Annotated in this window: 12 protein-coding genes; 11 read left to right on the top strand and 1 reads right to left on the bottom strand. The window is 43.4% G+C overall.

The features are described 5' to 3' along the window. On the bottom strand, positions 1 to 189 hold a 189-nt coding region (locus tag WA256_RS20760; protein WP_335993250.1), incomplete at its 3' end, for a hypothetical protein. On the opposite strand from WA256_RS20760, the gene trmJ reads away from it, so the two are divergent. From trmJ to nagP, 11 genes are all read left to right on the top strand, one after another. After that, positions 183 to 905 carry a tRNA (cytosine(32)/uridine(32)-2'-O)-methyltransferase TrmJ gene (gene trmJ, locus WA256_RS20755; RefSeq protein ID WP_062566066.1) on the top strand — a complete coding sequence of 241 codons (723 nt, stop codon included), beginning with the start codon at positions 183 to 185 and terminating at the stop codon, positions 903 to 905. The two genes, WA256_RS20760 and trmJ, sit on opposite strands and share 7 nt — an antisense overlap. A 192-nt stretch (positions 906 to 1,097) precedes the next feature. Then, entirely contained in the window at positions 1,098 to 1,589 is a 492-nt protein-coding gene (gene iscR / locus WA256_RS20750) for a Fe-S cluster assembly transcriptional regulator IscR (RefSeq protein WP_054552499.1), read from the top strand. Between the two features lie 22 nt (positions 1,590 to 1,611). Beyond that, positions 1,612 to 2,829 (top strand): IscS subfamily cysteine desulfurase, encoded by a 1,218-nt coding sequence (locus WA256_RS20745; protein WP_054552500.1) that lies wholly within the window; start codon positions 1,612 to 1,614, stop codon positions 2,827 to 2,829. A 40-nt stretch (positions 2,830 to 2,869) separates the two neighbouring features. Beyond that, the gene (gene iscU, locus WA256_RS20740; RefSeq protein WP_054552501.1) at positions 2,870 to 3,253 is read left to right on the top strand and encodes a Fe-S cluster assembly scaffold IscU; all 384 of its coding nucleotides are present in this window, start codon (positions 2,870 to 2,872) and stop codon (positions 3,251 to 3,253) included. A gap of 11 nt (positions 3,254 to 3,264) precedes the next feature. Then, on the top strand, positions 3,265 to 3,588 hold the full coding sequence (gene iscA, locus WA256_RS20735; RefSeq protein WP_054552502.1) for an iron-sulfur cluster assembly protein IscA: 324 nt from the start codon (positions 3,265 to 3,267) through the stop codon (positions 3,586 to 3,588). A gap of 78 nt (positions 3,589 to 3,666) precedes the next feature. Next, positions 3,667 to 4,194: a co-chaperone HscB gene (gene hscB / locus WA256_RS20730; protein ID WP_335993246.1), complete on the top strand. Its 528-nt coding sequence runs from the start codon at positions 3,667 to 3,669 to the stop codon at positions 4,192 to 4,194. A 47-nt stretch (positions 4,195 to 4,241) separates the two neighbouring features. Continuing rightward, positions 4,242 to 6,104 (top strand): Fe-S protein assembly chaperone HscA, encoded by a 1,863-nt coding sequence (hscA, locus tag WA256_RS20725; protein ID WP_063529989.1) that lies wholly within the window; start codon positions 4,242 to 4,244, stop codon positions 6,102 to 6,104. An 11-nt stretch (positions 6,105 to 6,115) separates the two neighbouring features. Further along, positions 6,116 to 6,454, top strand: a complete 339-nt coding sequence (gene fdx / locus WA256_RS20720) for an ISC system 2Fe-2S type ferredoxin (RefSeq protein ID WP_054563549.1) — start codon at positions 6,116 to 6,118, stop codon at positions 6,452 to 6,454. Between the two features lie 307 nt (positions 6,455 to 6,761). After that, positions 6,762 to 8,189 carry an NAD-dependent succinate-semialdehyde dehydrogenase gene (locus WA256_RS20715; RefSeq protein ID WP_335993243.1) on the top strand — a complete coding sequence of 476 codons (1,428 nt, stop codon included), beginning with the start codon at positions 6,762 to 6,764 and terminating at the stop codon, positions 8,187 to 8,189. A 245-nt stretch (positions 8,190 to 8,434) separates the two neighbouring features. After that, on the top strand, positions 8,435 to 11,083 hold the full coding sequence (locus tag WA256_RS20710; protein ID WP_335993241.1) for a family 20 glycosylhydrolase: 2,649 nt from the start codon (positions 8,435 to 8,437) through the stop codon (positions 11,081 to 11,083). Between the two features lie 284 nt (positions 11,084 to 11,367). Next, complete coding sequence (nagP, locus tag WA256_RS20705) at positions 11,368 to 12,654, top strand: N-acetylglucosamine MFS transporter NagP (protein WP_095209730.1); 1,287 nt, start codon at positions 11,368 to 11,370, stop codon at positions 12,652 to 12,654. Positions 12,655 to 13,036: the final 382 nt, after the last annotated feature.

Below are 13,036 nucleotides of genomic sequence, written 5' to 3'. Positions count from 1 at the left end.
GCTGATAGCTGATAGCTGATAGCTGATAGCTGATAGCTGATAGCTGATAGCTGATAGCTGATAGCTGATAGCTGATAGCTGATAGCTGATAGCTGATAGCTGATAGCTGATAGCTGATAGCTGATAGCTGATAGCTATGTTATAATCCCCGCAATTTTTGACTTTCAGTAAGTAACAACGCAATGACACTTGATGATATTCGTATCGTATTAGTTAACACATCACATTCTGGTAATATTGGCTCAGCGGCACGTGCTATGAAAACGATGGGCTTATCAAATTTATATCTAGTTGATCCTGCTTGTGAAATTGATAGTCATGCGAGTGCGCTTGCGGCCGGTGCAACTGATGTTTTAGGTAAAACAGTAGTTGTTGATACATTGGCAGATGCGATTGCTGATTGTGGCTTAACAATTGGTACCAGCGCACGCTCACGTACTTTATCTTGGCCTATGGTTGAGCCGCGTGAATGTGGTGAAAAATTAGTGGCTGAGGCTGAACAGGGCCCTGTTGCACTCGTGTTTGGTCGCGAAAATAGTGGTTTAACGAACGAAGAATTACAACAATGTAACTACCACGTTTGTATTCCTGCAAACCCTGAATACAGCTCACTAAATCTAGCGATGGCGGTGCAAACACTGTGTTATGAAACACGTATGGCTTATTTAAATAAACAGCCAAAAGTACAAGAAGAAGACGAAGCAACCTATCCAAATGCGAAGCAAACTGAGCTGTTCTACGAGCATTTAGAGCAAACGCTAAACGACACAGGTTTTATCATCAAGCAACACCCTGGCATGGTGATGACTAAACTACGTCGCTTATTTAACCGCGCACGTCCAGAAGAAGCTGAGATGAACATCTTACGCGGTATTCTTACCTCTATTAATAAGTCTATTAAATAATCACAGGTTATAAGTATAATACTTGACTAAATTACTCAGGTAATTACAATGTACCCAGTACTTGACTGTTTTTGTCAAGTATTCGGTTTTATCAATGGCAAGTATCAATTTTTATCAAGTGATAATACTTGACTATTTTGGTCTGGTAATTAAAATTTGCACACCTTAGCGTGCAGTAACATCGGGGGCTCCATGAAGTTAACATCAAAAGGCAGATACGCAGTAACCGCCATGTTGGATGTTGCACTACATACAAATGTGGGTGCAGTGCCTCTTGCCGATATTTCTGAACGCCAAGAGATTTCGTTATCTTACCTTGAACAACTATTCGCCCGTTTACGTAAAAACGGCCTTGTGACCTCTGTGCGTGGCCCAGGTGGCGGATATTTACTAGGTCGAGAAGCGAACGAAATTTCTGTCGGCGATGTGATTAACGCCGTTGATGAGTCTGTTGATGCAACACGTTGCCACAATGCAACGGGTGGCTGCCAAAGCGGCATGCGTTGTTTGACTCATACCTTATGGTCGGACTTAAGCGCACGTATCGAAGAGTTTTTAAATAGTATTACCCTTGCTGAATTGGTGGAAAAGTCAGATGTGAAAGAAGTCGCATCGCGCCAAGATAACAGCATCAACAATGCAATTAAGCAACTGGAAAACATTCAAGTAAGCTGTCAACTGTAGCTTGACGAAAGCGGAGAGAGAAATGAAGTTACCGATTTATTTAGATTACGCAGCAACCACGCCTGTTGATGAACGTGTGGCAAAAGAAATGATGCAATGCCTGACTATGGACGGTAATTTTGGTAACCCTGCATCACGCTCACACCGTTTTGGTTGGCAAGCAGAAGAAGCAGTTGATCAAGCGCGTACAGATATTGCTGATCTGATCAACGCCGACCCGCGTGAAATTGTTTTCACTTCAGGTGCTACAGAATCAAACAACCTAGCAATTAAAGGTGCTGCGCAGTTCTATAAGAAGAAAGGCAAGCACGTTATCACGGTTAAAACAGAGCACAAAGCAGTGCTTGATACGTGTCGTGAACTAGAGCGTCAAGGTTTCGAAGTAACCTATATGGACGTTGAAGAAAACGGTTTACTTGACCTTAAAAAGCTTGAAGCTGCAATGCGTGACGACACAGTACTTGTGAGCGTAATGCACGTAAATAACGAGCTAGGTGTTATCCAAGATATCGCGACAATCGGCGAAATGTGCCGTGAGCGCAAAATTATGTTCCACGTAGATGCTGCACAAAGCGCAGGTAAAGTACTTATCGACGTGCAACAGTTAAAAGTTGATTTCATGTCGTTCTCTGGCCACAAAGTATATGGCCCGAAAGGTGTAGGCGCACTTTATGTTCGTCGTAAGCCACGTGCACGTTTAGAAGCACAAATGCACGGTGGTGGTCATGAGCGTGGTATGCGTTCAGGCACACTAGCTACTCACCAATTAGTTGGTATGGGTGCGGCATTTAGAATCGCTAAAGAAGATTTCGAAAAAGACCATGCACACATCAGCGCACTTCGTAAGCGTCTGATTGATGGCATCATGGCTGATATGGACGAAGTTTACTTCAATGGTGAACCAAGTCACTCAGTTCCAGGTATTGTAAATATCAGCTTCAACTTTGTTGAAGGTGAGTCGTTATTAATGGCTGTTAAAGACATTGCTGTTTCATCAGGTTCAGCCTGTACCTCAGCAAGCTTAGAGCCTTCTTATGTACTACGTGCATTAGGCCGCAATGACGAGTTGGCACACAGCTCAATTCGTTTCAGCATTGGCCGCTTTACGACTGAAGAAGAGATTGATTACACCGTTGAACTAATCAAAAACTCGATCGGCCGTTTACGTGAGATGTCTCCTCTATGGGAAATGCATCAAGAAGGTATTGATTTAGATTCAGTTGAGTGGGCGCATCACTAATCAGTGATCGCCGCCGCTAGCAGGTAGTGAGGATAGTATTATGGCTTATAGTGATAAAGTAATCGATCATGTTGAAAATCCACGTAACGTGGGTGCTTTAGACAAAAATGATCCGTCAGTTGCAACAGGTATGGTGGGTGCACCAGCATGTGGTGACGTAATGAAATTGCAAATCAAAGTATCACCAGAAGGTGTAATTGAAGACGCAAAATTCAAAACATATGGTTGTGGTAGCGCAATCGCTTCTTCTTCACTTGTAACTGAGTGGGTTAAAGGCAAAACATTAGATGAAGCTGCAACAATCAAAAACACTGATATCAGTGCTGAGCTTGAATTACCGCCAGTGAAAATTCACTGCTCAATTTTAGCAGAAGACGCGATTCAAGCAGCAATTGCTGACTACAAAAGCAAACAAGCGAAGTAAGAGATAAATTCATGGCAGTGACATTGACAGATGCGGCAGCAAACCGCGTAGAATCATTTTTAGCAAATCGCGGCAAAGGCATTGGCCTACGCGTTGGCATTAAAACGACGGGCTGTTCTGGTCTTGCTTATGTTCTTGAATTTGTTGATGAGTTAGCAGACGGCGACGAAATTTTTGAAAGCCGTGGTGTGAAAGTAATCGTTGATGCTAAAAGCTTAGTCTACATTGATGGTACTGAGCTTGATTACACTAAAGAAGGTTTGAACGAAGGGTTTAAGTTTAACAACCCGAACCAAGCCGATGAGTGTGGTTGCGGCGAAAGCTTCACCGTTTAAGCTTATAAAACTTTCTTTGCTTGAAGCCCTGCCTATGTAGGGCTTTGTTCTTTCCTGTTTACCGAGTTGGATTATGTAATGCGTTACTTTGAGTTATTTGCAATTCCAGTAGATTACAACATTGATTTAGCGACTATTAATAAACACTACCTTGAGCTGCAACGTGCAGTTCACCCAGATCGCCACGCAAGCTCTAGCAGCCGTGATAAATTACTTGCTGTGCAAAATGCAGCAGAAATCAATGATGCATTACAAACCTTAAAACACCCGGTAAAACGTGCTGAGTACATGCTAAGCGAGCTTGGTGTTGATATTCGCGCCGAGCAACAAACATTACAAGACCCGCTATTCTTAATGCAGCAAATGGAGCTGCGTGAAGAATTAGAAGAACTTGAAAATGCCGCAGATCCTGATGCAGCAATTACCCAGTTTGAAGCGCAAATTAAACAGCTCGATAAACAATACAGCAGTGAATTAGCCGCTCAGCTGGCAAGTAATGATGAGCAACAATGGCAAGCTGCTGCTGACAATATTCGTAAATTGAAGTTTGTTTATAAGCTACGCGATGAACTAGAGCGTATTGAAGACAGTTTATTTGATGATTAATCGTTAGTTGTTATACAACAGCTATTTAAGAGTTTAAAAAGAGCATTATGGCATTATTGCAAATTGCTGAGCCGGGGCAGAGCGCGGCACCACATGAGCACAAATTAGCAGTCGGTATTGACCTTGGTACAACTAACTCGTTAGTTGCAACAGTGCAAAGCGGCGAAGCGCGTACACTGACTGATTTAGCAGGCAATGCGATGCTACCTTCGGTTGTTCAATATCAAGCAGATAGCATTGTGGTTGGTGAACGAGCGGCAGCAGCTGCTACTCAAGACCCTGCAAACACACTGATCTCGGTTAAGCGTTTTTTAGGTAAAACTCAGGCTGAAATCGAAAAAAGCTATGGTCAACTGCCGTACGAATTTTGTGAGCATGATGGCTCGTTAGCAATCAGCACGGTTGCGGGTGCAATTAGCCCTGTTACTGCATCGAGTGAAATTTTAAAAGCATTAAAATTACGTGCAGAAGACAGCTTTGCAGGCCAAGACATCTTAGGCGCGGTTATTACTGTGCCAGCTTATTTTGATGATGCTCAGCGTCAAAGCACTAAAGATGCCGCAGAGCTTGCAGGTATCAAGGTTTTACGTTTATTAAACGAGCCAACGGCTGCGGCTGTAGCTTATGGCCTTGATTCAGGCCAAGAAGGCATTATCGCCGTGTACGATTTAGGTGGCGGTACCTTCGATATTTCTATATTACGTTTACACCAAGGCGTATTCGAAGTACTTGCGACTGGCGGTGACTCAAGCCTTGGTGGTGACGATTTTGACTCGCTACTAGTTGATTACTTCAAAAAACAAACGGGTGTGAGCGAGCTTTCTGCATCGGTATTGCGTTTATTCATCAATAAAGCAAAAGCGTGTAAAGAAGCGCTAAGCCAATACCAGACTGTAAATGTTGGTTTAGAGTTTGATGGTCAAAGCCACAAAGTTGAAGTTACCCGCGAAACGTTTGATGAGCTTGCTCTTAGCCTGGTTAAGAAAACACTACGCTCTTGTCGCCGTGCGGTTAAAGATGCCGGTATCGAGAATGAAGAAGTACTACAAGTTGTAATGGTTGGCGGCTCGACTCGTATGCCAATTGTACGCTCTCAAGTTGCTGCATTTTTTGATAAAGAGCCACTGACTTCTATCGATCCAGATCGCGTAGTTGCACTCGGTGCAGCACTGCAAGCAGATGTATTGGTTGGCAATAAGCCAGATTCAGACATGTTGCTATTAGACGTATTACCACTGTCGCTAGGTCTTGAAACCATGGGTGGTTTGGTTGAAAAAATCATTCCACGTAACACTACGATCCCTGTTGCACGTGCACAAGAGTTTACTACTTTCAAAGATGGTCAAACGGCTATGTCACTGCATGTATTACAAGGTGAGCGTGAGCTAGTTGACGATTGTCGTTCGTTGGCTAAATTCAGCTTAAAAGGTATTCCGGCCATGGCAGCTGGTGCTGCGCATATTCGCGTAACCTTTAAAGTTGATGCTGATGGCCTATTAAGTGTATCGGCAATGGAAAAATCAACGGGTGTGCAAGCTGAAATTCAGGTCAAACCATCATTTGGTTTATCGGACGATCAAGTTGCAAACATGCTTAAAGAATCAATGACTAACGCAAAAGACGATATGCAAGCGCGGATGCTTAAAGAGCAGCAAGTTGAAGCGTTACGTGTTGTTGAAGCGCTTGAAGCATCACTGGCAACCGACAGTGCATTACTTGATGAACAAGAATTAGGTGCGTTAAAAGCAGAAATTGCTAAACTTGTTGCCGTGCGCGAAAGTGCAACAACACCTGCAGAAATTAAAGCAGCGATTGAAGCTGTAGACAATGCAAGTAGCGAATTTGCTGCTCGCAGAATGGATGCATCAATCAAAAAAGCGCTGCAAGGGCAGTCAGTAGACGAAGTTTAACGAGGTAAGGTATGCCACAAATTATTTTTCTTCCACACGAAGAGTTATGCCCAGAAGGCGCTGCTATTGAAGCTCCTGCAGGTGAAACGGTATTAGATGTTGCGCTAAAGAATGGTATTAGCATTCCGCATGCATGTGAAAAATCATGTGCATGTACAACATGCCACTTAGTCATCCGTGAAGGCTTTGACTCTTTAGATGAGAGCGATGAGCTTGAAGACGACATGCTAGATAAAGCATGGGGTCTTGAGCCTGAGTCACGCCTTGGTTGCCAAGCGGTGATCAAAGATGAAGATTTAGTGGTTGAAATTCCAAAGTATAATCTCAATATCGTTAATGAAGAGCATTAATTTTTAACGGCTTTGATTTCGTAAAAACCGCTGTAGTTGCTTGGTCTCTACAGCGGTTTTTTGTTTTTTAGAGCTGTCAGCTTTCAGCCGTCAGTTTTTAGCAAATAGAGAGGGTGTTTCAGTTATTTGTGTTTTTGAGCAGCAATAGCTTTACATTGATCTCTCAGGTTTTATGTTTTTGATAGCTGATAGCTGATAGCTGATAGCTGATAGCTGATAGCTGATAGCTGATAGCTGATAGCTGATAGCTGATAGCTGATAGCTGATAGCTGATAGCTGATAGCTGATAGCTGATTTTGGAGGTTCTATGTCTGATTTGGTTTTTTCTGATTCGTTTATCGACGGTGACTTTTATTCTACGGGCCAGCGTTTTAGTGTAGATAACCCCGCAACTGCAGAGGCGATCACCCATGTCTCTGATATTGATGAAGTAGGGGTTAAGCTGGCTATAAAAAGTGCTGACGAGGCATTTCGCAAACTAAAGCAAACAACTGCAACCGAGCGAAGTGAAACGTTGCGTCGCTGGTATGAGTTGGTTATTGAGCACAAGCAACAGCTTGCTGAATTGATGACTAAAGAGCAGGGTAAGCCTTTAAAAGAAGCCTTGGGCGAAGTGGAATACGGTGCAGGCTTTATTAAATGGTTTAGTGAAGAAGCAAAGCGCAGTTATGGCGATACTATTCCAGCCACTGACAGCAAGCATCGTTTAACAACGATAAAGCAACCAATTGGTGTGGTGGCTGGTATTACCCCTTGGAATTTCCCGATTGCCATGATCACCCGTAAAGTTGCACCCGCTTATGCCGCGGGTTGTAGTTTTGTGATTAAACCTTCGGAGCATACGCCATTATGCGCTATTGCCTTAGCCTACCTTGCTGATAAAGCAGGGTTTGTAAAAGGTGCGCTGAACGTAGTGGTCTCTGAAAACGCAAAAATGGTGGGTGAGATCATGACCGAGTCGGAGCGTGTGCGTAAGTTCACATTCACAGGCTCAACCGGTGTAGGTAAGCAGTTACTATCGCAGTGCGCTTCAACAATTAAACAAACGTCAATGGAGCTTGGCGGCAATGCACCGTTCATTATTTTCGATAATGCCGATTTAGATGAGGCTGTTGCTGGCCTAATGGGGGCTAAGTTTAGAAACGCAGGGCAAACCTGTGTTGCCGCTAACCGAATTTTTGTTCAGCGCTCAGTGCTTGAAACGGTGCTCGAAAAACTCACAGACAAAGTAGCTGAGTTAAAGGTAGGTAATGGTCTTGATGACGGGGTAGATATCGGTCCATTAATTTACCCTAAAGCAAAAGAGAAAGTACAAACGCTTGTGCAAGATGCGGTTGATAAAGGTGCATCGTTAATCGGTGACAACAGCGAGCTTGAAGGTAGCTTTCAAGCGCCATTAATTTTAACCGATGTGACTCCAGAGATGGATATCTATCATGATGAAGTGTTTGGCCCCGTAGTCAGCATCATCGCTTTTGATGATGAACAAGAGGTAATTCAGCTTGCGAACGACGTGCCTTACGGTTTAGCTGCGTATTTTTATAGTGAAAACATCAAGCAAGTTTATCGCGTAAGCGAAGCACTCGAATACGGCATGATAGGTATTAACGAAGGTCTTATTTCAAATCCCGTAGCGCCATTTGGCGGCGTTAAGCAGTCTGGCTTAGGCCGAGAAGGCGGTCACCAAGGGTTAGATGAGTACCTAGAAGAGAAGTATCTTTGTGTTAAGGTTTGAGCCGTCAGCCGTCAGCCGTCAGCCGTCAGCCGTCAGCCGTCAGCCGTCAGCCGTCAGCCGTCAGCCGTCAGCCGTCAGCCGTCAGCCTGATAGCTGATAGCTGATAGCTAACTCCTTGCCTTTATTTTTCATAAAATGATAGCGCTGTCATTTTAGTTTTTATATGATAGGAACGAATTATTAACAAAAATGAAAAATAGTACGCAGAAATACCGTACACTCAGGGCTTAAACGAGGAGAAAGTAATGGATTTTAAGAAGTCACTATTCGCGGTAATGCTAGCGACAGCGCCTTTAATGGCTAGTGCAGCATTAACTCAATCGCAAGTTGATCAGTTTGCGAAAGGTACCGAACTGCTGTTTTCGGTAGAAGATAACTTTCGTAATAAAGATGCGGGCTTTTTAGGAAAAATTACCCTCAACAATGGCTCTAATGTGGCGTTACCTGCAGGCGAGAGCGACTGGCAGCTTTATATTCACTCTGTTCGTAAAATCTCAACCGAGCATGTTGCGGGCCTAAACATTGAACACGTTAATGGTGACCTTCATCGCATCGTACCAACGAGCTCTTTTAAAGGTTTAGGTGCAGGTGAAAGCTTAGAGTTGCCGTTTGATGCGCAAGTATGGATTGTAGCTTACAGTGACTTTATGCCACGGGCATTTTTTGTTTCGGGTAAGAATAAACCAGCCGTATTTGCCAACACCGACACTGAAGACTTTAAACAGTTTGTGACGCCATTTACCCGTGAAAATCAGTTACGCCGTTACAATGAGCCAAAAGATTTATCGGTTTTAGCAACGGCAAAAGTACGTTTCGAGCGTAATAGCACTGATAAGGTGTCGGTTAGTAAAGAGGATGCTTTAAAGCGTATTATCCCTAAGCCTCGTAAAGTCGATTTTAACCGTGGCAGCGCAACGTTAAACAATAATTGGCAAATCAGTTATCAAGGTCAGCTGAAACACGAAGTTATGGTGTTTATGCAAGACTTACAAGATGACTATGGCATTAGCCTTAAAGCACAGCCTGATCATATCAATGTCGGCAAAGACAAAGTAATACGCTTAAAAGTCGACCCTAAACTCAATAATGCAAAAGCAGAAAGCTACACTCTAGAGATTGATGATGAAGTGATCACTATCGTAGGTAGCGATAATGCCGGTGTGTTTTATGCGATGCAAAGCTTATTAAACCTCATTCCTGCAAATAGCCAAGGCAGTGCCAGCTTACCGCAGTTAGAACTTGAAGACTCACCGCGTTATGGTTGGCGTGGTATGCATTACGATAATGGTCGTAACTATCATGGCAAAGAAGCAATGTTCAAGCTGGTTGAGCAAATGGCTCGCTATAAAATGAATAAGCTACACTGGCACTTTTCAGAAGATGAAGGCTGGCGACTTGAGATCCCAGGCCTACCAGAGCTTACCGACGTTGGTGGCTATCGCTGCTTTGATTTAGAAGAACGCGAGTGCTTATTAACTCAGCTTGGCACAGGGCCATTTAAATCAGGCTCAGGTAATGGTTATTTGAAACGTGATGAGTTTGTTGAGCTATTAAAGTTTGCTAAAGACCGCCACATTCAAATCATCCCTGAAGTTGAAGGCCCTGGCCATGCGCGAGCCTCAATTAAAGCGATGGAAGCGCGTTATCACAACATGTTAGAAGAAGCTGAGAAAGCCGCTAAAAACAACATTAAAACGCGCTCTGCAAACAAAGAAATTCAACACATAGATATGGGGCCAGCAACGCAATATTTGCTTACTGATCCAAAAGATACCTCTGTGTACATGACGGTACAAAACTACAAAGATAACTCGATGAATGTATGTATGGACTCAACCTACGCATTTTTAGATAAAGTAACTTATGAACTTCAGCAGATGTATCGCGAGGCAGGTGTGCAGTTAAAGAACCTGCATATTGGTGGTGATGAAGTCGGTGCTGGTTCGTGGATAGGCTCGCCAATCTGTCAGGCGTTATTTGCCGATCCTAATAACGGTGTAGCTGGCCCCGCTGATTTAAAACCTTATTTCACACAACGTGTTGCAACCTTACTTGAAAAACGCGGTATTTCTCCGGGTATTTGGGAAGATGGCATCATGTATGACCGCGAAAATTCGTTTAAACGTGATGAGTTCCCTAACAAAACTTTTACCGTTAATACTTGGGATAACATTTGGGAATGGGGCGTTGCCGATAGAGCATACCGCCTAGCAAATGCTGGTTATCAAGTGGTGTTATCACACGGTACGCATTTGTACTTTGACCACCCATACGAAGCAAGCCCTGAAGAGCGTGGTTATTACTGGGCCACTCGTTACACAGATACGAAAAAAGCCTTTAATTACATGCCTGATGACGTGTATGCCAATGCCGATTACACCCGTACTCGTGAGCCAATCGTTAATTTAGAAGCGTTGGTGGGCCGCCCACTACCTAAACTTGAAAAGCCTGAAAATATTCTAGGTATGCAAGGTCAGGTATGGTCAGAAACAATCCGTACTGAAGAGCAAGTCTTAGCAATGATCTTCCCGCGTATTTTGTCAGTGGCAGAGCGCGCATGGCACAAAGCCGATTGGGAAGGCGAAAATGTCGATATTAAAAAACAAGCAAAAGACTGGGCTGAGTTCTCAAGTGCTGTAGGCTTAAAAGAGCTTGATAAGTTAGCTAAAGATGGCATCGAGCTGCATTTACCAGTACCGGGCGGTGTGATTGAAGATGGTAAATTGTATGCCAATAGCGCATTTGCATATTTGAGCATTGAGTACAGCCTAGATAACGGCCAAAGCTGGCAAACTTATGCCGAGCCTGTGAAGGTTGATAACAATGCAAAAGTTGCACTACGCACCCGCTTAAACGCAAAACAAACCAGTCGCGTGACCGTTGTTGGTGAGTAATGTTTCTGCGATAAATAAATATGATGCCTACAGCAAAGTGTAGGCGTCATTTTTGCTTGGCGCGTCTTACATTCAACACCGTTCGCTCAAAACTGATAGCTGAAAGCTGACGGCTAATCCAAATTCATCGCGCGAAATAAATTTCACGCCTACGGTGTCTAAAAGAAATATGTCAGCGCTGTCATTTTTGTTGCGATAGTGTTATAAATATTTAATATCTCTTTTATATAATCATCTGAATCAGCAGCGCCGTAGAGTCGAACTGTGCTGTTATGGGAAATATTATGTCTGAAATGAATAAACAAAGCAGTGTTGTGCCTATGGCGATTGTTGCCACGCTGTTTTTTATACTGGGTTTTGCTACATGGTTAAATGGTTCACTGATGCCATTTTTACAGCAGATTTTGCAGCTTTCACCGTTTCAGGCATCGCTGATTATTTTCTCGTTTTATATCGCCGTGACTTTTACGGCTTTACCTTCGGCGATGATCATCAGAAAGGTAGGTTATAAAAACGGTATGGCGCTGGGTATGGCGACCATGATGGTGGCAGGTTTACTGTTTATTCCTGCTGCAAAAACGCAAATTTTTGCACTGTTTTTATTCGCTCAACTTGTTATGGGAGCCGGGCAAACGTTATTACAAACAGCGGTTAACCCATACGTAGTAAGAATCGGCCCAGAAGAATCAGCCGCGGCTCGCGTTAGTATTATGGGTATATTAAATAAAGGTGCAGGTGTTGTTGCGCCGATTGTGTTTACCGCACTGATACTCAGTGATTTTAAAGGCTTTGTAGGTAAAGAGCTTAGCCAAACTGATATTGATGCAATGGCCAATGGCTTAATATTACCGTATTTAGGGATGGCTATTTTTATTGGTATACTCGGCTTTGCGGTAACTAAAATGCCTTTACCAGAGCTAATTGATGACGACGTTGATGAACAAAAACCGGGGCAGGTAAAAGAAGCGCTAAGCCATCCGAGCCTTGCCTTAGGGATTGTGGCACTTTTTGTTTATGTAGCTGTTGAAGTTATCGCAGGTGATACCATTGGTAGCTTTGCGCTGTCGTTAGGTGTTGAAAAATACAGTGTTATGACATCGTACACCATGGGTTGTATGGTGCTAGGTTACTTTTTAGGGATTTTACTTATCCCAAGAGTGTTATCGCAGCAAACAGCGCTGACAATTTCAGCGGTATTGGGTTGCGTGTTAACGCTAGCGATAGTTACAGGTAGCAATGAAACTGTATTTATATCAACATTATTTGGCCTAAAATCGGTACTACCTGATACCTTATTGCTCATTGCTGTGCTAGGCTTTGCTAATGCCATTGTATGGCCTGCAGTTTGGCCGTTAGCATTATCTGGTTTAGGCAAGCTAACTAGTGTAGGCTCTGGTCTGCTCGTTATGGGTATAGCCGGTGGAGCGTTTGGTCCATTATTTTGGGGCTTAGCAAGTGGCGGCGTAAAAAGCGCAGAAGCACAACAAATGGCTTATATTGTGATGTTGCCTTGTTATTTATTCATACTTTTCTATGCTGTTAAAGGCCACAAGATGAAAAGTTGGAAGTAATTATGAGTTTGAGGTCGGGTGTAAAGCGCACTGCCTTGAACTTTGAAAAGCATTTCTAGTAAATAGAAATAATCCCGTGTGTAATGCCACCGAAAGGTGGCATTTTTTTTGTTTGGGGTTTGAAAAAATTAGGGGGTAGGCTCTAGGTGCTAGGCTTTCGTGTGAAATAAATTTCACGCCTACAATACCCCGCATCTAGTACCTCGTGGGAACGGCTTTAGCCGTGAATTATCTTAGAGACTTCGGCACTAAAGTACCTTATATGGACTCCTCCTATTGCACAATACCCTTCGTTAATTTTGTCAGACTGCGTACTTATATGCGGGCTCATAATGAGGAGCTACCTCGGCCCTTTGATGTATTCGCGCCCTTGTGCCTCTTC

This window comes from Pseudoalteromonas sp. CH_XMU1449-3, assembly GCF_037027245.1.
In the GTDB taxonomy this organism is placed as follows: domain Bacteria; phylum Pseudomonadota; class Gammaproteobacteria; order Enterobacterales; family Alteromonadaceae; genus Pseudoalteromonas; species Pseudoalteromonas shioyasakiensis.
The sequence above is the reverse complement of the archived record's forward strand: the minus strand, read 5'-3'. Positions and strand labels throughout refer to the sequence as shown.